The sequence below is a fragment of the Mycolicibacterium arcueilense genome, assembly GCF_058536225.1.
This window is the reverse complement of the sequence record NZ_JBZTYL010000007.1, coordinates 1,139,235-1,157,490: the sequence shown is the minus strand read 5'-3', so window position 1 is coordinate 1,157,490 and position 18,256 is coordinate 1,139,235. Positions and strand designations below refer to the sequence as shown.

Here is an 18,256-nt window from a genome sequence, read left to right as displayed (position 1 = left end):
CGTTTCGATCAGGAGCCACTGTGAAAGCAGAAGTCGACACGTCGCGATGCCAGGGCCACACCCTGTGCGCGATGATCGCACCGGAAATTTTCGAACTCGATGACACCGACGGCCACGCCCACGTCGCCGTCGATATTGTTCCGTCCGGGTACCACGAGCAGGTGCACGAGGCGGTGCGTTCCTGCCCGGAGCAGGCCATCCGCATCCTGACTCTGGAGACTGAACAATGAGCGCCCCCACCGATCCGGCCGCGCATTATCACTTCGACCGACACGGCCCCGATTACCGGGAGAACTTCCTCGATATCACCCACGAGATGCAGCAACGGTGCCCGATCGCGTGGACCGATACCTATGACGGCCACTGGGTGGCCGCCGGTGGCCACCAGGTGTTCGAGCTGGCCCGCTGCCCACATGTCTCTAATGACCACGATGTGAACAACGAACGCCGCGGCTACAAGGGCATCTCCATTCCGACGATGTTGGAAGCCGAGGGTTTTCGCGGCGGCATGCTGGAAATGGACGACCCCGAGCACCGCTTCTATCGCACCGCGCTCAACCCATACCTGTCCCCTGCCGCGGTCAAGCGCTGGATCCCGTTTGTCGACGAGATCGTGCGGGCCTGTATCGACGACCACGTCGAGACAGGGCAGATCGATTTCGTCGACGACCTGGCCAACGTGGTGCCGGCGGTACTCACCCTCGCCATGCTCGGTGTGCCACTGGAAAAGTGGAGGATCTACAACGAGCCGGCACACGCCTCGGTCTACACGCCGCCGGACTCCCCCGATGCCGCCCGGGTGCGCGAACTCTATATGACGATGGGCATCGACCTGTTCACCAACCTCACTGAGATTCGGGACAATCCACGGCCGGGCATCATCGACGCCCTGGCCAAGCTGCGTATCGATGGCGAGGCGCCGCCCGACATCGAGCTGATCGGCATGCTGAATCTGTTGATCGGCGGCGGGTTCGATACCACCACCGCACTCACCGCTCACGCGCTGGAATGGCTGTCCCAGAACCCCGACAAGCGGACCCAGTTGAGCAGCGAGCGGTCCGGATTACTCGACCGGGCCACCGAGGAGTTCCTGCGCTTCTTCACCCCCGCGCCGGGTGATGCCCGCACCGTCGCCGACGAAATCGATCTGGATGGCACCCTGCTCCGTGAAGGTGAGCGGCTGTGGCTGTCCTGGGCGATGGCCAATCGGGACCCGGAGCTGTTCGACGATCCGGATACCCTGCTGATGGATCGAAAGAACAACCGCCACTTCAGCTTCGGCCTAGGAGTACACCGGTGCATCGGCTCCAATGTGGCCAGGACGGTGTTCAAATCCATGCTGACCGCGGTCCTTGACCGGCTGCCCGACTACCAGTGTTTGACTGAGGGGACCGTGCACTACGACAGCATCGGGGTGATCCAGGGCATGCGGCACCTGCCCGCTCACTTCACTCCCGGTGCACGACGTGGCCCGGGCCTCGACGAGACCCTGGCCAGGCTGCAGGAGATCTGCGACGACCAGGGCTTGGCGCGACCTATCACCGAACTCAAGACCACGGTCGAGATCGCCGGCTGATGGGCCAGAACCGACCGGTTGCCGTCGTCACCGGAGCCAGCCGCGGCGCGGGAGCGGGTATCGCACATGCGTTGGGAAGCCACGGCTGCACGGTGTACGTCACCGGACGCAGTGAGAACCAGGGGGATTCGGCCCTGGCCGGCACGATTCACCACACCGCAGAGCTCGTGACCGCGGCTGGGGGCCGTGGCGTAGCGGTGCGTGTCGACCACAGTGACGACGATCAGGTCAGGGCCCTGTTCGACCGGATCGCCGAAGAGCATGGCCGGGTGGACATCCTGGTGAACAACGCCGCGGTCATCCGCGACGAGATGATGGGCCGCACCAAGTTCTGGGAGGAGCCGCTCAGCGTCCTCGACACTCTCGACGTCGGCCTGCGCAGCAGCTATGTGGCCACGGTGCTGTGCGCGCCCCTGATGCTGCCGCAGCGCAATGGGCTGGTCGTCTTCACCTCGTCGTCGGGTTCGGTGCACTACGCGTTCGGGCCCGCCTACGGCGTTCCGAAGGCCGGTGTCGACAAGATGGCCGCGGATATGGCGGTGGACTTCCGAGAGTTCGACATCTCGGCGGTGTCGCTCTGGATGGGTTCCCTACTGACTGAACGAGTCCGCACGATCATTGCCGCCAAACCCGACAAGTTCGGTCACATCCTCGATACCGCCGAGACGCCGGAGCTCACCGGCCACGTCATCTGGTCGCTGTTCAACGACCCGGATCTCATGGAGTCCAGCGGCCAGACGCTGATCGGGGCCGAGCTGGCGACCAAGTACGGCATCGTGGACGAGGAAGGCCGCCAACCACCGTCCTACCGGACGATGTTCGACGTCCATCCACACCAGCAGTATCCGCACGTCATGCGATAACCGGACATGGAATAGGAGCCTCAGGCGATGCGTATCGGACTGTCCGGCGGCGCCGCGTCGGTTGACCGGATGATCACCCAAGCCGAGGAAGCCGAGGCCGACGGGTTCTCGTCCCTGTGGTACGCCAGCGGCGTGGCCGGTGACCCGCTGGTGGCAATGGCGATGGCCGGGCGGTCCACTCAATCGATCGAGCTGGGAACCGCTGTGCTGCAGACCTATCCGTGCCATCCGCTGTTACAGGCCAATCGAGTGATCGCAGCCGGTAACGCCATGGGACGGCCGGGCCTTTGCCTCGGCCTCGGCCCGTCACACGAACCGATCGTGCGGGACGTACTGGGCCTGTCCTACGACCACCCGGCCCGCAACACCGGCGAATATCTGCGGATCGTCGGCCCACTGTTACGCGGCGAGGACGTCGACGTCGACGGCATCGACTGGAGCGCGCACACCGCAGGCCGCGCAACGCGTCCAGACCATCCGATCCCCCTGCTGCTCTCGGCGCTGTCGCCCCGGATGCTGCGCATCGCAGCACAGTTCGCCGATGGGGTGGTTCTGTGGATGGCCTCGCGCCAAGCCGTGGAGTCCCGGATCGTCCCGGTTCTCGACGCGGCGACCGCCGAGTTCGGCCGGCCCCGGCCCCGAGTCGTGGCCGGACTGCCGGTGGCAGTCCACGACGATGTCGACGAAGCCCGCGGCGCGGTGGCCGCCAACGCGGGCGCCTATGCCGGCATGCGTAACTACGAGCAGATCATTCGCGCCGGGGGCGGAACCAACGCTGCCGATGTCGCCATCGTGGGCCCCGAGTCCGAGGTGCATCGTCAACTCCAGGCCCTGCTCGACGCCGGTGCCACCGACCTCTGGGCCCAACCGGTCGCCGTCGGTACCGATCGGGCCGAGCGGTCCACGTCGGTACGACGTACCAAGGCGCTGCTCAGCTCCCTGGCACGCGAAGCCTGAACCCTCAGCCCAAGATTGCCGGCATGCTGTCCCAACCCCGCACCGTGACGGCGGGCGCGCGGACGGCATTCTGCTCGTCGATCGTCCAATCCGGCCACCGCTTGAGGATCTCCTCGAGCGCCACCCGGCCCTCCACGCGGGCCAATGACGCACCGAGGCAGAAATGCGTTCCCCGGCCGAAGCTCACGTGGTTGTTGGCGTTGCGGTGGATATCGAACCGGTCCGGATCGTCGAATCTGCGTTCGTCACGATTGGCCGATCCGGCGATGAGCTGGAGCGCCGACCCAGCGGGAACTGTAGTGCCGTGGTACGTCACCTCTTTGGCGACGTAGCGGGTGATGCCGTGCACCGGCGGTTCGTAGCGCAGCACCTCTTCGATCGCAGCGGGGATCAACGACGGGTCCGCGACCAGTTCGCGGCGCTGATCGCGGCACTCCCCCAGGATCTTGCCGAGCCAGCCGAAAAGCCTGCCCACGGTCTCGGTTCCGGCGTTGGCGATCACCCCCAGAAACACCAACAGCTCCTCGGAACTCAGCTTGCGCTCGACGCCGTCGGCATCGATGAACTCGACGTTCAACAGCTCGGTCACCAGGTCATCCGAGGGATGGTCTTGGCGCCACTCGACGTACTCGCGAAACATGTTGCCGTTGAAGTAATTGTTTTTGCTCACAGCGAGGGGCTCACCAGGGTTGTTGCGCAGCCGGCGCCCGGCCACCTTCCGCACGTCGCGCTGCAACTCGTCGGGGATACCCACCAGCATCCCGATCACCCGCATGGGCATTTCGGCACCGAGGTCATCGACGAAGTCGAAGCGGTCCCCACCGATCAACGGATCCAGACACTTCGCGCAGAAGTCACGCACCTGCTCCTCGATGGCCTTCATCTTCCTGGGCGTGAAGGCTCGTGACACCAGCAGCCGATGCACGGTGTGCAGCGGTGGATCCTCATTGATGAACACACCCATCGGCATCACGGGCTCGGCCTTGACCACCTCCAGGATGTCACCTTTGGCCGAGCTGAGGTTCGCGACGTCGCGCAGGGCATGTTCGACGTCAGCCATCCGCGACAACGCCCAAAAGTCGCGTTTCTCGTTGTAGTACAGGGGAAATTCGTCGCGCAGCTGCTTGTAGACGGGGTACGGGTCGGCATCGATCTCGACGTCGTACGGGTCGTAGTAGAGCTGGCTGGTGTCCACCATCCGGATGCGCTCCTCGGTCTGTTCATCGCCGCCGAGGCGGCCGGTGCAGTACGATCGTACAGCATCCGATTTTGACCCAAAGGAGAGTCATGGATTTGGGATTCGTCTCGCTTAACACCCTGCGAGACCTCGCGCCGGCCACCCTGGGACCGGAATTGGAGGCCCGCGGTTTCGAATCATTGTGGGTCGGTGAGCATCCGCAGATTCCAGTGGCTGCCGCGGATCAGTTCCACCCCGCCCTGCTCGCTGCACAAAAGCAGATTCTCGATCCGTTCCTGTCGTTGCTATCCGCTGCGCAGGCAACCGAAACGCTGTACATCGGCACCGCCGTGGCGTTGCCGCTCGAGCGCGAATTGTTCACCTTTGCAAAGGAAGTCGCCACCCTCGACCATTTGAGCAACGGGCGGGTGGTTCTCGGGGTCGGGGTCGGCGCACGGGCCGAACTGCAGACGTCGCGCCCAGTGAAATGGGCCGACCGCTATCGCGCACTGGCCGATATGGTGGCTGCGCTCACGACACTGTGGGATGACGACGAGTCCGAGTATCACGGCGAGTTCTACGACTTCGCCCCGGTGTGGTCGCATCCCAAGCCCCGCCGACGTCCGCCTCTGCTGGCTGCGGCCACCGGACCCAAGGCGATTCGGGAATGCCTGGCCTGGGCCGACGGCTGGCTGCCCGGCGATGCCGCATTCCGCGATGTGAGTGCCGCCCTGACCGATTTCCGGCGGACAGCCGAGGAGGCCGGTCGCGATCCGTCCGCCCTCGATCTCACGATCATGGCCTGGGGTAACCCGACTTTGGAAACGCTGGCCGGCTACCGCGATCTGGGCTTCAACCGAGCTGTGTTAGGTGGCGGCCGCAAAAAGGCCGGCGACCCGTCCACCACTCTGACGTTTCTGGACGACTACGCGGACATGGTCCACGAGCTGCGGTAAGACCAGAGTAGCGGTGGTGTGCCGTTCGGAACGACACACCACCGCCGCATCACGCTCGAAGCTCAACCGGCCGGAACCGGCCGCACCTTCGAGTGGATCAGCTCGATCAACTGCCCCTCGGGATCGCGGACCATGCAGGCGAATCCGCCGCCCGGATCCGCCACCACAGCTCCACCGGAGGTCTGCACCGCCGCCTGGGCGTCGGCCATGTCGTCTACCGCGATCGAAAGGTGGGTGAGGCCGGCGCCAACCATATTCCGCTGCGGCTCATCCGGAGCGGGATGTCCCGAGAAGGTCAGCAACTGCAGCACGAATCCACCGTTCTGCAGATAGACCGCCTCGAATCCGATCGGCTCGGCCAACCCGAGCAGACCTGCGGCCATCTTGTCCGGGACCGTCATCCGCTGCACCTCGGCGAATCCGAGTGCCTCGTAGAACTTTTTCACGGTGTCGATGTCGCGGACCCGAAGCCCGACGTGACTGATGCTCACACCCATCTCAGACACCTGCCGGACCGGGGCCGCCGTGCATGTACAACGTCTGCCCGGAGCAGTAGCTGGAGGCATCGGAGGCGAAGAACAGGACGCCGTAACCGATCTCGTCGGGTTCGGCGATACGACCCGAACCGTTGGTCTTACCGATCATGTCGATATCGAAGCCCTGCCGCTGCGCATCGGCTTCCAGGCCGGGGGTCCGGATGGCGCCGCACGCAATACAGTTGACCCGCACCCCTTTTCGCGTCCAGGCTGCCGCCATCGACCCGGTGAGGTTGTTCAAGCCGGCCTTGGCGGCGGCGTACACCGGCGCCTGCGGCATCGCCAGCAGGCTGGCCCCTGAGGAGATGTTGACGATCGAGCCCTTGCCCTGGGCGATCATCGGCTTCGCGGCGGCCCGCGACAGGTACCAGGCACTGGAGAGGTTCAGATCCAAAACCTGGTGCCATTCGTCGTCCGTCCACTTCATCAGCGACTTCGTCTCGCCGCCACCGGCGTTGTTCATCAAGACGTCGAGGCGACCGAACTCGGCGAGCGTCGTGTCGACCAGCGCATTGCACTCCTCGGCGTTCGTCACATCGGTCGGCACCACCAGCGCGCGGCGACCGAGCGCCTCGATCTCGGTGGCGGTCGCCTTGAGCGGATCAGGACGACGGCCGGCCAGCACCACATCCGCACCGTGCTGGGCCAGGACCAGCGCCGACGCCCTTCCGATTCCGGTTCCGCCGCCGGTGATGACGGCGACCTTCCCCTCCATCGAGAACCTATCGCTCACAGCATCGACTCCTATCCACGGCTGTACACATGTCCAAATGCAATACGACCGTACAGCAGTCTTGTCGGCGAGGCGAGACGTTCGCCGATACTCGACATCGACGGCTACGTCGAGTACACCAATGGGATGCCGGATCCAACCGACAATGTCTGGGAAGCGCTGTCCACCGCCCGATCGATTCGACGATTCACCGACGAGCCTGTCGACGATGAGACGCTCAACCGCTGTCTGCGGGCCGCCACCTGGGCGCCCAACGGCGCCAACGCCCAGCTGTGGCGTTTTATCATCCTCGATGCGCCCGAACAGCGCGCCGCGGTGGCCGAAGCAGCCCAGATCGCTTTGCAGTCAATCGAATCGATCTACGGCATGTCCCGACCCACCGAGGACGATCAGAGCCGAGCGGCACGAAACAACCGCGCCACCTACGAGTTGCACGATCGAGCCGGTGAATACACCTCGGTGTTATTCGCGGCCTTCAAGAATGAGTTCTCGTCGGAGTTCTTACAGGGCGGCTCGATCTACCCCGCCATGCAGAACTTCTACCTCGCAGCACGTGCCCAGGGATTGGGCGCATGCATCACCAGCTGGGCCTCCTACGACGGCGACAAGGTCTTGCGCGAATCGATCGGCATCCCCGACGAGTGGTTCCTCGCCGGACACATCGTGGTGGGCTGGCCACGAGGCAAGCATGGGCCGGTTCGGCGTCGGCCCCTGTCCGATGTCGTCTTCCGCAATCAATGGGACCCCGAGCGCGCCGACATCACGTACGGCCGCGGCGCACGGCCACGCTCTACCGATCTCTAACCTTTTGGATAGAACAGGAACAGCACACAACCCTCGGCGGATTGCGGTACATGCCACGACCCGGCCGGGGCGTGCAGGAATGTGCCCGCGGCGTAGTCGTTGACGCCGTCGTTGAACACTCCGGAGACCACGTAGACCTCTTCGGGACCGGGGTCATGCAGATCTTCGCCCGCCCAGACCGCTCCCGGCGCGATGGTGGTGACGGCCGCCTTGGCGCCGTTGGCCCCCTTCCAGAGCGGCTGGACGGTGATTCCGGGAAAGACTTCGATCGGTTCGACCTCAGCCGTCGACTTCCAGACGTATCCGGGCGCGTTGGGACCGAACGACGCAACGTCACCGTTAGTTGTCATATGTGCACGAACCGTGTGCGCCGGCTCGCAATTCCCACCCCGTCAGCGTCGGCCGCGCTTGGCCGAGTCCGGCTTGCGGGCGACCTTGCCCGCAGCGGCGCGGGCGGCCTGCTTGGCGAGGGTCTTCTCCCGGGCGGTGCGTTTTGGCGCCGGCTGGGATTGCCCCCGCGACGAGCTGGGTTTGCGGCCCCGCACGATCCCGATGAACTCCTCAACCAGTTCCGGTTGCGGACCTTCCGGGAAACCCAGCGCCACAGGGCAACTGGGCGCGTCCGCGATCGGCCGGTACGTGAGGTCCTTGCGGTGGTACAGGCGCGCCAGGGACTGCGGAACGATGAGTGCTCCCATCCCGGCGGCGACGAGTTCTATCGCATCCTTGGTGGTCTCGGGTCGGTGATCAGCCGGAACACCCGGGGCTCCTTCCCACCCGAGGACGTCGTCGAGTGGCAACAACGTCGCCTCGCCGTCGAGGTCGGCAGCGGTGATCTCATCGGCGGCGGTCAGAAGGTGATCGGTCGGCACCACCGCCACCGTCGTCTCTTCGTAGAGGGGAATGAGGGCAAGCCCCGACGTGTCGCCCGGCAGCCGGAGCAACGCGACGTCGACGGTGCCGTCCCGCACCGCAGAGGCCGCGTCTGCCGCGGTGAGGGCACACAACTGCAGCGGAACCCCCGGGTGGCGCTCCGCCCAGATCCGCGCCCACTTCGCGGGCGTCCCGCCGGGGACATACCCGAGGGTCAGGGACTGCGAGGTCACCGCCTCAGGTTACCGATACGCTCATTGCATGAGCAGGCCGAACGCGCAGTCCATGAAACCCGCCACGGCGGCGAAGAAACTGGACGTGTATCTGCCGGCCACCCCTGCCGATTTCCAGGAGAACGCGATCACCCGCGCCGAGCTGGCCGCGCTGCAGGAGGACCCTCCGCAGTGGCTCAAGGACCTGCGCAAGAACGGGCCGCACCCGAAGAACCTCGTCGCGGCCAAGCTCGGTATTTCGATCGCCGGTCTCGCGCGTGGCGGTGTCGGAGATGCACTCACCACCGAGCAGATCGATCAACTACTCGGGGAGAAGCCGGAGTGGCTCGTCGCGGAACGCGAGAGCTACCAGAACGTGCTGGCCGAGCAGCGGCGCCTGAAGGCGCTGCATGCGGAGCAAGCCCGCGAGAAGTGACTCCCCCCGGCCTCCCCGACTGAACTACGCCGGAGCGTCGCGTGTCCAGCAGCTGAACCTCTCCTGTCCGATCGCTGGATATGGTGGTTTCGGAGGCAGCAGCGAGGAGGGCCGGATGGCGGTGAGCAGGTTGTGAGCGTTCACGAGCACCCGTCGACGCCGCCCGGCCGGGCCTACCGCTGGTGGGGCGTCGGCGCGATCGCCTGTCTGGTTCTGGCGGGGATCGGGGTGCTCTGCGCCTTCCTCCCGATCTTTTTTGATGTCACCGGCCCCCGTGAACTCGGTTGGCTGCAGGGCCTGGGCCTGGCGTCGGTCTTCGGAATAATCCCCGCGGGCATCATCGGTGCCATCTTCTGCAGCCACAAGCGGTACCGCACGTCGTTCACGAAAGCGCATGTCTCCGAAGGAGGGATCACGGAGATCGCCAAGGTGCGCAACTCTGACGACGACTCGTACTACTACCGGCTCACCGTGTCCGCCGAGGTGGAAGGTGGCCAGACCATCCGGAGGCACTGCACCTTGGGCGGTCAGACCCGTCGCCCGGAGATCGGGCAGACGTTGCGGTTCCGGCACACCACGCTCGATCCAGAAAACCTGGAGGACGCGCTCTTCGACAGCGTCCTCGAACACCGGTGAACTGCGGCGGTCACATCCCGAGTGCCGCCTCCTCGTCTCCGCCGTTCCACGAGCGGGCAACTCCACGCAGTCGACTCCGACGGGCGCCCCGTCCCGACCGGCGAGGCTGACGACCACTGCGCCAGTGGCACATCCAGCACGAGCACCATTTGTGGCCGGTGAAGGTCCACTCCCATCGGCAAGGGCCGGGACCGGTGGTCCAGCCGGCTTCCAGATCGGGAAGGGAGCAGAGCGCCGGATCACCACCGCAGAGGTGCACTGGGTGATGGGCTACTTCACCCCGAAGCAGGCGGACGGCGAAGGGAGCGTGAGCGTCGGTACGAGACATGCGGATCCTCGGAACTGGGGCAGCCCCACCGAGTCCGCAGATCCACTGCGGGGCAGGGCTACCGCGGTCTCCTGAGACCGCCGGCCGAGGTTGTGCGCATGAGCAGGAACGCTACTCCACAGGCATGACATCGTCGGAAATTTCCGCGTGGCGCAGCAGTCGGAGTGGGGCAGACTTCTCGATATGCCAGATTCCGCGCGAGCCACGTATGCGGTCGTCAGTGACGACCCGGAGTACGCCGGCACGACCTACGTCCTGGACGAACTCGACGACGGCTCGGTCTTGATCTACCTCGAATACCCCGACGGCAGCGCCCTTGATGCCGGCTACCTCCACGACGAGGAGGTCGAGGGCCTCAGCGAGAGCGAGTTGCTCGCGCAAGTCGACCAGGCGCTCCAAGACGGCCAGCTGCCGCCGCGCGGCGAGATCGTGACACCCAGCTAACGCAGACTCGGCGTCAGCGCTGCATCTCCACGGCGATCTCCTCAGCCGATGCCGGCCACCGATCCCACGCCTCCAGCGACACGCAGATCGACCGCTTTCCCGACCGTGGCTCATCGGAGTGGGTGTGTCCGTGGATCAACCACATCCCCAGGTTCGGCAACTGATATTGATCGAAGTTCTTGCGCGACAACCTGTCCGGAACGTCGACGTACGGGAAGTGGCTGAGCATCACGCCCTCTCCACCCACCTTCGTCCGCGCCACCTGCTGCACGCTCGCGAACACCGCGGCGTAGGCGGCGAAATGCTTCTGTGCGCCCCGGTACATCGGATGCACCGGATCGTGATTGCCGGTCACGAGGTGCATCGGCACCCGCAGCGTGCTCAGCTGCGCCAGAGCCGATTCCATCGACGCCACACCGCCGGCACAAACGTCACCGAGCACCCACAGCGTGTCCTGTGTCGGATCGAGCCGGTACAGCGGCGCCATCACCGCGGCATCGTGCGCGGCCACGGTGTCGAACCCGCGCAAGCCCGCCAGCTTCGGATGCGCGAGGTGCAGATCGGCGGTGAAGAAGTCCACCCGCGGACGGTAGCGGGCAAGCCCGACACCTCGCGACCGACTTTCGCCCCTGGAGTCGTCGCCGACGCTACCGGCCGAACATATCGCTGAGGCGATCGAAGAAGCGATCCATGCGCTGCTCCAATCGAGTGCCTTTGCCCCACTTCTCCCATGCGTAGATCAGACCGAGTATGGCGGCGACAATCCCGAGCACCAGAGCGGTGACAAGTACCGCCTCAACGGTTGTCGACATCGGAACATGATGTCTGACAGGTTCACATGAACACCATCTGTCGATCTAGGTACGCGTTCAAGCGAGCTTCAGGCTACTCGTAATGGCGTACCCGTCAGTCGGGCATGATTGCGCGATGAACTCGCGGTGGTGGAGGCTGTTCGATCGGACGCTGTACCAGCTGCGCTGGATTGGTCCGCCCGCATATCTGGGGCTTGCCCTTTACATGGGCTGGGTCGGGATTGAGTTCATTCCGGACGCCGCCATACCGACCCAGCTACTCGGCTGGGGATTTCTAGCGGTTGGCATCTGGTCCTTGCGACAGTCCTACAAGGAATTTCGGGAGGCCCGCGATGCCGAGCCGCCGTCCTGGCTGCCCGACCTACCGGACCCGGACGAGGCCGATAGACCCGAGTGGCGGCACCCGCTGACGCCGGAGCTGCGGGAACAACTGCTGTCAACATTCGCCTTGCTGAAAGCCGCCGGGGTTGTCGACTCTGACGAGGTAACCGACGACGAGGTCGTCGAGTGCGCTGAACATACCGACGTATTCGAAGACATGGACATCCCCTCTGTGCTGATGGTTCTAGAAGAGCTGGGGGACGAACGGGATCCACCGTTTCGTCACCTCGCGTTCTTCGCCAACCAGGAGTTCTACGACGACGATGCATTCGAGATCGTGAGTGAATTCGCCCGACTCAGCGGATATACCGGGCCGTTGCGACAGATCAGCTGTGACATGACCGGCGACTACCCGCAGGGTCCCGACTATGACCCGATGCCCAATGCCGTCATCGAATTCGAGATGGGCGCTGCCCGATACTCGCTGGCCTTCACCCTGTATCGCAAATACCTACCCAACGGGCTGATCGAACAGCTCGCACCGATCTTCGCCCCGCCCGAACTCGAGGAGCGCTTCTACGTCGCGTGGAACAGCGACAATATGGACATCACATACACAACCCCGGCCAAGATCGCGGAGTTCAACACCGCACTCGGTCCGGAACCGTTCTGGGTGCCGATCTGATCGATGCCAGGCCGGATCTTCCAGGGGGAGCGTCAAGGCAGGAACAGCTTATCCCTCCGTATTCCAACGTATTTCGCGCAGACTGTCCATCAAGTTCCGCTTCCGCCATCCACGCATCTGCGTCACCTCGATAAGTGGTCTGCCGAAGAGGCTGAGCAGGTCATTGGCCGTCGTGACCGTCGCCCCGAGGTCGTGGTCGTCATCAACGATTTCGGCGGCGAGTAACTGCTGCGGGACGAGTCCAGCGTCGAGGAGGACGCGCCACTCGGCCAATCTCATCGACAGAAAGTCCAGCGCGGGAAAGCGTGTGAGCTGTCGCGGGTCGGCCAGTGCCCCGGAGTGAGCCCAGATGGCGTGAATCCGTGGATGATCAAGCAGCGGACCAAGGTCGACGGGAGCGTCGCCCTTACTGATACCGAGCACCTCGGTGTCGGCATTCCAGTCATCGATGGAGGCCGTGGCCCCGTCCTCGACGGGCCAGCTGTGGGTGCCTTCGCGGCCGTGCACCAGCATTTCGGTGAACGAGTCGCTGCAGTACATCGCCCCGGCGGGAGACTCGTGGTCCAGGTAGACGACTTGGCCTCGATACCCTTGCGCCGCTGGCGCAAGGTCGGCGGCGTAGATATTGCCGCCCCCGTCGTGGCCGACGGGGAACCACAGCGGCGTCCAGCCCAACGGTTGAATCCGCTCCGCAGGATCCGGTCCGAGTGACATCTCTGCCGCATACCACCAGATCGACCCAGCTTGCACGGGATTGAACATGTTCCGCGTCCAGGTGTCGTCGAGCGGGATGATCTCCATGCCGTTGTAGCTGCGGCCTTCACCGCCGCTGATGTAACCGCTCCCAGCGGTCAGGTAGATGGCCCTGACCTCTTCGGTCAAGGGAACTCCGAGTTGCGCTTCCGCCGCCGCCAACTCCTCGGCTGCAGCCGGTGTGGCATGCGGGTTCTGCTGGGTGACCAACCGGCTCAGCGCGGCCGGGTCGGCGCTGGGCGCAGGACCCACCGTCAGGGTCAGGTCGGGCTGACGGCGATAGAGGCCGGGCTGGGCCCCCTCCTTCAAGACGAGCACACCTGGCTCTACGCGGGACTGAGGGTAACGAGATTCCTCGACACAAACCGGCCGCTCGACGAGGTCAACTTCACGAAGGCCGGATCTGCTGGACCGCAGGATAATACCCGCGCGCTCGACCTCGAACCGCTTGGCAATAGTCAACAACTCATCGAACAGCCTGCGATGGGACTGATCGTCGCGCCCTGGGGATTTGCCATCCATGAGTAGCACGCCGCCGGCCCCGTGCCGCTCAAAGCTCCCCCTGAACTCAACGACGTTGACACCGCGCGGCGCGGACCGCAGCTGCGCGTCGAGGGCGGGCAACCAGGTGCTCAGATCACGCAGTGTGGCCATTCGCCGGAGTCTAGAGGCCGAACCGACCTGCGATCCCACGTTCTTCCAATACCGAATGGCTAGTTATCACACCTCTTTTCGAGATTTGCCTGCAACAACTGGCCACTCGACCTGAGTGTCAGCGAAATGCCGGGGCCGTCTGGCGCAGAAACGCGCGGGCATGCCGGGCTTGACTCTGACACCATGTGAGAGGGCACAGTCGTAGCCGTGACCGACACCCCGTCTTTGATATCAATCGGCAGGTTCTCCTCGCTGAGCCGTATCTCCGTTCGCATGCTGCGCCACTACGACACTCACGGTGTCCTGGTGCCCGCGCAGGTGGACGCGATCAGCGGCTACCGCCGGTACGCCGCGGCTCAGCTGGCCGACGCGGCCGCGATCCGGCGGCTCCGCGACATCGGGTTCGGCGTGTCCGCCATCGGAGCCCTGCTCGCCATTCGCGGCACCGCGGCGTTCGACGCGGCCCTCGCGGCCCAACGCATCGAACTGGTCGCGGCAGCCGAGGAGGCCAGCGCGCGGCTCCGGCTCATCGACCATCTACTTTCCGAGAAGGAGCTCACCATGACGGACACCGTCACCCAAGAGACCGTTCCCGCCCGCACGATCGTGTACCTGCGGGACACCGTTCCGAACTACGCCGCTGAGGGGCAGTTGTGGGCGCGGTTCATGCCCGCCCTCGCCGAGCAGGACGTCACACCGGGCATGTTGGGCGGATGCATCGAGCACGACGACGAGTTCCGCGAATCGGATGTCGATGAATCGGTGTTCGTCGAGGTTCCCGCCGACACCACGGCACGGGATCCGCTGAGCGTGCTCGTTGTCCCCGCTCGACGGGCCGTGGTGGCCAGCGTCACGGGGCCGTACGCCGAGGCGATCCCGCGGGCGCACGAGCTCATCGGCGCGTACATGGCCGAGCACGGGTTGACCCTGACGCGTACCGCCGACGACATCACGACACACCACTACAACGTGTACCTCGACGACCCACGCGACGTGCCCGAGGACCGCCTTCGGACAAAGGTGTACGTGCCGGTTCAGTAGACCGGCCTACCGGCGCACAGCCCTCTGATGCCGAATGGCCAGTTGTTGCACACCTTTTCGTGATTTGCGTGCAATAACTGGCCATTCGAGCCGCTCAAAGCTGCGTCACAACATGCAGCTGACGCAACCCTCGACTTCGGTTCCCTCCAGCGCCATCTGACGCAACCGGATGTAGTAGAGCGTCTTGATTCCCTTGCGCCAGGCGTAGATCTGCGCCTTGTTGACCTCGCGGGTGTCGGCGGTGTCCTTGAAGAACAACGTCAGCGAAAGACCCTGGTCCACGTGCTGGGTGGCCGCGGCGTAGGTGTCGATGATCTTCTGGTACCCGATCTCATACGCGTCCTGGTAATACTCCAGGTTGTCGTTGGTCAGATACGGCGCCGGGTAGTAGACCCGGCCGATCTTGCCTTCCTTACGGATCTCAATCTTGCTCGCCACCGGGTGGATCGACGACGTCGAGTGGTTGATGTACGAGATCGACCCGGTCGGCGGGACGGCCTGCAGGTTCTGGTTGTAGATGCCGTGCTTCTGCACCGACTCCTTCAACTGCTTCCAGTCGTCCTGTGTCGGGATGTGGATCTCCGCATCGGCGAAGATCTGCCGGACCTTGTCGGTGGCCGGCTCCCATGCCTGATCGGTGTATTTGTCGAAGAACTCCCCCGACGCGTACTTCGAGTCCTCGAACCCGCCGAAGCTCGTACCGCGTTCGATCGCAATGAGATTCGACGCCCGCAGCGCGTGGAACAGCACGGTGTAGAAGTAGATGTTGGTGAAGTCGATGCCCTCTTCGGAGCCGTAATGGATCCGCTCGCGGGCCAGGTAGCCGTGCAGGTTCATCTGCCCCAGGCCGATCGCGTGCGAGCTGTTGTTGCCCTGCTCGATCGACGGCACCGACCAGATGTGCGTCTGATCGCTCACCGCGGTCAGCGCCCGGATGGCCACCTCGATGGACTGCGCGAAGTCCGGTGAATCCATCGTCTTGGCGATGTTCATCGACCCGAGGTTGCACGAGATGTCCTTGCCCACCTTGGAGTAGGACAGATCGTCATTGAACTCCGAGGCGGTCGAGACCTGCAGGATCTCCGAGCACAGGTTGGAGTGGGTGATCTTGCCGGCAATCGGGTTGGCCCGGTTCACCGTGTCCTCGTACATGATGTACGGGTAGCCCGACTCGAACTGCAGCTCGGCCAGCGTCTGGAAGAACTCGCGCGCCTTGATCTTCGTCTTGCGGATCCGCGCGTCGTCGACCATCTCGTAGTACTTCTCGGTCACCGAGATGTCGGCGAACGGAACGCCGTAGACCTTCTCGACGTCGTACGGCGAGAAGAGGTACATGTCCTCGTTCTTCTTGGCCAGCTCGAAGGTGATGTCCGGGATCACGACACCCAGCGAGAGCGTCTTGATCCGGATCTTCTCGTCGGCGTTCTCGCGCTTGGTGTCGAGGAACCGGTAGATGTCGGGATGGTGTGCGTGCAGGTACACCGCACCGGCGCCCTGACGGGCTCCCAGCTGGTTGGCGTAGGAGAACGAGTCCTCCAACAGCTTCATGATCGGGATGACGCCCGAGCTCTGGTTCTCGATGTTCTTGATCGGGGCGCCGTGCTCACGAATGTTGGTCAGCAGCAGGGCAACTCCACCACCGCGCTTGGACAGCTGCAAGGCAGAGTTGATCGAGCGCCCGATGGACTCCATGTTGTCCTCGATGCGCAGCAGGAAGCAGGACACCGGCTCGCCGCGCTGCTTCTTACCCGAGTTGAGGAACGTCGGGGTGGCCGGCTGGAAGCGGCCGTCGATGATCTCGTCGACGAGCTTCTCGGCCAGCACTGTGTCACCGGCGGCCAGCGTCAGTGCCACCATCACGACGCGATCTTCGAAACGCTCCAGGTAGCGCTTCCCGTCGAAGGTCTTGAGCGTGTAGGAGGTGTAGTACTTGAACGCACCGAGGAAGGTCGGGAACCGGAACTTCTTGGCGTAGGCCCGATCCAGCAGGCTCTTGACGAAGTTGCGGCTGTACTGGTCGAGCACCTCGCGCTCGTAGTACTCCTTCTCGATCAGGTAATCGAGCTTCTCGTCCTGGCTGTGGAAGAACACCGTGTTCTGGTTGACGTGCTGCAGGAAGTACTCCCGCGCAGCCCGCACATCCTTGTCGAACTGAATCTTGCCGTCGGCGTCGTACAGATTCAGCATCGCGTTGAGCGCGTGGTAATCCGTCTCTCCGGGCAGGGTGTGCCCAGGAGCGGTTACAGGCTCTGCAGCTGTGACGGTTGGTGGCACGTCTGGTCCTTCCAAAAGTCTTTCAACCCCGCACGGACTGCTTCGACGTCGTCCGGGGTTCCCATGAGTTCGAAGCGATACAGGTACGGGACGCCGCATTTGCGCGAGACAACATTGCCCGCGTACGCGAACTCCGCACCGAAGTTGTTGTTGCCCGCGGCGATGACGCCGCGGATCAACGACCGATTGTGTTCATTGTTCAGAAAGGCGATGACCTGCTTGGGGACGTAGCCACCGTTGTCGATGTCGGGGGTGGCACGGCCGCCGCCGTAGGTGGGCAGAATCAGAACGTAGGGCTCGTCCACCTCGATGCGGCCGTGCAGCGGGATCCGGGTGACGCGATCTTCGGGCCATCCCAGCTTCTGGACGAAGCGGTGGGTGTTCTCCGAGACGCTGGAGAAGTAGACGAGATGGCTCATCGTGTTCTCCGTCCTTCCCCCGTGGTGGTGATGCCTTCCGTTATGCGGTCGCCGCGACCGTGCTCAGTGCCTTGATCCGATCGGGACGGAAGCCCGACCAGTGGTCGTTACCGGCCACCACAACGGGGGCCTGCAGGTAACCGAGCGCCATGACGTAGTCGCGGGCCTCGCTGTCGAGGGTGATGTCGACCTTCTCGAACTCGATGCCCTGCTTCTCCAACGCCTTGTAGGTGGCGTTGCACTGCACGCATGCGGGCTTGGTGTACACGGTGACGGTCATCTTCGGTACGGCTCCTCTTGCGGAAAGTGAAAAAACTAGACAGGTGACTGGCAACTGATCGGGTCTTACGTTTCGCTTAAGTTCAGCGACCTTCGGGCCGCCAAAATTCCTGCCGGTCGAAGCCGCTCTCCGGCTGGTCTTGAAACCGACTCGGCCGGATTCGCTACGCTCCGGCCGGCTCCCGAACTGTGGTGGCCTGTCGGTCTCACAGACACTACACCTAGTGGCCGACAGTTCGAAGCCATACAACATGTTCTGAATAACATTTCTGAAATTCCCTGGTCGTAAGCTTGCCAGCAACCACGTTCGCGGCGTGTCGCGCCCGACTTGACAGACCGTGTCGCGCGGCACCCCTAGATGTACCACCAGCCACCGACAAGTCCGGCCGCCGCACCGCGCGAGCCCCCCTAATAGCAAAGCCGCCGGCCGGGTCTGAACGACCCAGCCGGCGGCAAGATTTTGCCGGAAAGCGGCGCAAACGGCAAA

The 18,256-nt window shown here is 64.1% G+C and carries 22 protein-coding genes; 11 read left to right on the top strand and 11 right to left on the bottom strand.

The genetic code is table 11. The features are described from left to right. Positions 1–20 precede the first annotated feature (20 nt). From AC4LGL_RS09805 to AC4LGL_RS09790, 4 genes are read left to right on the top strand one after another with little or no spacing between them, the layout of a single operon-like run. Entirely contained in the window at positions 21–230 is a 210-nt protein-coding gene (locus AC4LGL_RS09805; protein ID WP_491838540.1) for a ferredoxin, read from the top strand. Further along, the gene (locus tag AC4LGL_RS09800; RefSeq protein ID WP_491838539.1) at positions 227–1,576 is read left to right on the top strand and encodes a cytochrome P450; all 1,350 of its coding nucleotides are present in this window, start codon (positions 227–229) and stop codon (positions 1,574–1,576) included. Before AC4LGL_RS09805 ends, AC4LGL_RS09800 begins: the two co-directional genes overlap by 4 nt. After that, positions 1,576–2,439 carry an SDR family NAD(P)-dependent oxidoreductase gene (locus tag AC4LGL_RS09795; RefSeq protein WP_491838538.1) on the top strand — a complete coding sequence of 288 codons (864 nt, stop codon included), beginning with the start codon at positions 1,576–1,578 and terminating at the stop codon, positions 2,437–2,439. Before AC4LGL_RS09800 ends, AC4LGL_RS09795 begins: the two co-directional genes overlap by 1 nt. A gap of 27 nt (positions 2,440–2,466) precedes the next feature. Continuing rightward, the gene (locus tag AC4LGL_RS09790) at positions 2,467–3,396 is read left to right on the top strand and encodes a TIGR03564 family F420-dependent LLM class oxidoreductase (protein WP_491838537.1); all 930 of its coding nucleotides are present in this window, start codon (positions 2,467–2,469) and stop codon (positions 3,394–3,396) included. 4 nt (positions 3,397–3,400) lie between these two features. Here AC4LGL_RS09790 and AC4LGL_RS09785 read toward each other — a convergent pair whose 3' ends face one another. Continuing rightward, complete coding sequence (locus AC4LGL_RS09785) at positions 3,401–4,594, bottom strand: cytochrome P450 (RefSeq protein ID WP_491838536.1); 1,194 nt, start codon at positions 4,592–4,594, stop codon at positions 3,401–3,403. Between the two features lie 89 nt (positions 4,595–4,683). Here AC4LGL_RS09785 and AC4LGL_RS09780 point away from each other — a divergent pair, with 89 nt between their 5' ends. Continuing rightward, on the top strand, positions 4,684–5,529 hold the full coding sequence (locus AC4LGL_RS09780; RefSeq protein WP_491838535.1) for a TIGR03619 family F420-dependent LLM class oxidoreductase: 846 nt from the start codon (positions 4,684–4,686) through the stop codon (positions 5,527–5,529). A 62-nt stretch (positions 5,530–5,591) separates the two neighbouring features. Here the strand turns inward: AC4LGL_RS09780 and AC4LGL_RS09775 are convergent, their stop codons facing one another. Then, positions 5,592–6,020, bottom strand: coding sequence for a VOC family protein (locus AC4LGL_RS09775; protein ID WP_491839316.1), 429 nt, complete (start codon positions 6,018–6,020; stop codon positions 5,592–5,594). Between the two features lie 7 nt (positions 6,021–6,027). Then, complete coding sequence (locus AC4LGL_RS09770) at positions 6,028–6,798, bottom strand: SDR family NAD(P)-dependent oxidoreductase (RefSeq protein ID WP_491838534.1); 771 nt, start codon at positions 6,796–6,798, stop codon at positions 6,028–6,030. A 126-nt stretch (positions 6,799–6,924) separates the two neighbouring features. On the opposite strand from AC4LGL_RS09770, the gene AC4LGL_RS09765 reads away from it, so the two are divergent. Next, positions 6,925–7,602, top strand: coding sequence for a nitroreductase family protein (locus AC4LGL_RS09765; protein ID WP_491838533.1), 678 nt, complete (start codon positions 6,925–6,927; stop codon positions 7,600–7,602). Here AC4LGL_RS09765 and AC4LGL_RS09760 read toward each other — a convergent pair. Next, a complete protein-coding gene (locus AC4LGL_RS09760; RefSeq protein ID WP_491838532.1) occupies positions 7,599–7,952 on the bottom strand; it encodes a cupin domain-containing protein in 354 nt (117 codons plus the stop codon). The genes AC4LGL_RS09765 and AC4LGL_RS09760 overlap by 4 nt on opposite strands. A 42-nt stretch (positions 7,953–7,994) precedes the next feature. Next, positions 7,995–8,708 carry a LysR family substrate-binding domain-containing protein gene (locus AC4LGL_RS09755; protein WP_491838531.1) on the bottom strand — a complete coding sequence of 238 codons (714 nt, stop codon included), beginning with the start codon at positions 8,706–8,708 and terminating at the stop codon, positions 7,995–7,997. Between the two features lie 28 nt (positions 8,709–8,736). Here AC4LGL_RS09755 and AC4LGL_RS09750 point away from each other — a divergent pair, with 28 nt between their 5' ends. The 3 genes from AC4LGL_RS09750 (at position 8,737) to AC4LGL_RS09740 (ending at position 10,531) form a co-directional block, all read left to right on the top strand. Continuing rightward, complete coding sequence (locus AC4LGL_RS09750) at positions 8,737–9,123, top strand: DUF5997 family protein (RefSeq protein WP_491838530.1); 387 nt, start codon at positions 8,737–8,739, stop codon at positions 9,121–9,123. A gap of 132 nt (positions 9,124–9,255) precedes the next feature. After that, positions 9,256–9,759, top strand: coding sequence for an ABC transporter permease (locus AC4LGL_RS09745; RefSeq protein ID WP_491838529.1), 504 nt, complete (start codon positions 9,256–9,258; stop codon positions 9,757–9,759). Positions 9,760–10,270: 511 nt separating this feature from the next. Next, positions 10,271–10,531: a hypothetical protein gene (locus AC4LGL_RS09740; protein WP_491838528.1), complete on the top strand. Its 261-nt coding sequence runs from the start codon at positions 10,271–10,273 to the stop codon at positions 10,529–10,531. A gap of 13 nt (positions 10,532–10,544) precedes the next feature. Here the strand turns inward: AC4LGL_RS09740 and AC4LGL_RS09735 are convergent, their stop codons facing one another. Both AC4LGL_RS09735 and AC4LGL_RS09730 read right to left on the bottom strand, forming a co-directional pair. Continuing rightward, positions 10,545–11,111: a metallophosphoesterase family protein gene (locus AC4LGL_RS09735; RefSeq protein WP_491838527.1), complete on the bottom strand. Its 567-nt coding sequence runs from the start codon at positions 11,109–11,111 to the stop codon at positions 10,545–10,547. 67 nt (positions 11,112–11,178) lie between these two features. Beyond that, positions 11,179–11,343: a hypothetical protein gene (locus AC4LGL_RS09730; RefSeq protein ID WP_491838526.1), complete on the bottom strand. Its 165-nt coding sequence runs from the start codon at positions 11,341–11,343 to the stop codon at positions 11,179–11,181. Between the two features lie 115 nt (positions 11,344–11,458). On the opposite strand from AC4LGL_RS09730, the gene AC4LGL_RS09725 reads away from it, so the two are divergent. After that, on the top strand, positions 11,459–12,349 hold the full coding sequence (locus AC4LGL_RS09725) for a hypothetical protein (protein WP_491838525.1): 891 nt from the start codon (positions 11,459–11,461) through the stop codon (positions 12,347–12,349). A gap of 48 nt (positions 12,350–12,397) precedes the next feature. Here the strand turns inward: AC4LGL_RS09725 and AC4LGL_RS09720 are convergent, their stop codons facing one another. Continuing rightward, positions 12,398–13,756, bottom strand: coding sequence for an SMI1/KNR4 family protein (locus AC4LGL_RS09720; protein WP_491838524.1), 1,359 nt, complete (start codon positions 13,754–13,756; stop codon positions 12,398–12,400). A gap of 207 nt (positions 13,757–13,963) precedes the next feature. Between AC4LGL_RS09720 and AC4LGL_RS09715 the strand changes: the two genes are divergently transcribed. Beyond that, positions 13,964–14,797, top strand: coding sequence for a MerR family transcriptional regulator (locus AC4LGL_RS09715; RefSeq protein WP_491838523.1), 834 nt, complete (start codon positions 13,964–13,966; stop codon positions 14,795–14,797). Positions 14,798–14,902: 105 nt separating this feature from the next. Here the strand turns inward: AC4LGL_RS09715 and nrdE are convergent, their stop codons facing one another. Genes nrdE through AC4LGL_RS09700 form a run of 3 tightly spaced genes read right to left on the bottom strand, consistent with a single transcriptional unit; the run spans position 14,903 to position 17,770 of the window. Then, the gene (gene nrdE, locus AC4LGL_RS09710; protein ID WP_491838522.1) at positions 14,903–17,071 is read right to left on the bottom strand and encodes a class 1b ribonucleoside-diphosphate reductase subunit alpha; all 2,169 of its coding nucleotides are present in this window, start codon (positions 17,069–17,071) and stop codon (positions 14,903–14,905) included. Beyond that, positions 17,038–17,490: a class Ib ribonucleoside-diphosphate reductase assembly flavoprotein NrdI gene (nrdI, locus tag AC4LGL_RS09705; protein ID WP_135359842.1), complete on the bottom strand. Its 453-nt coding sequence runs from the start codon at positions 17,488–17,490 to the stop codon at positions 17,038–17,040. The genes nrdE and nrdI overlap by 34 nt, the downstream gene beginning before the upstream one ends. A 40-nt stretch (positions 17,491–17,530) precedes the next feature. Further along, positions 17,531–17,770, bottom strand: a complete 240-nt coding sequence (locus AC4LGL_RS09700; protein WP_055112584.1) for a redoxin NrdH — start codon at positions 17,768–17,770, stop codon at positions 17,531–17,533. Positions 17,771–18,256: the final 486 nt, after the last annotated feature.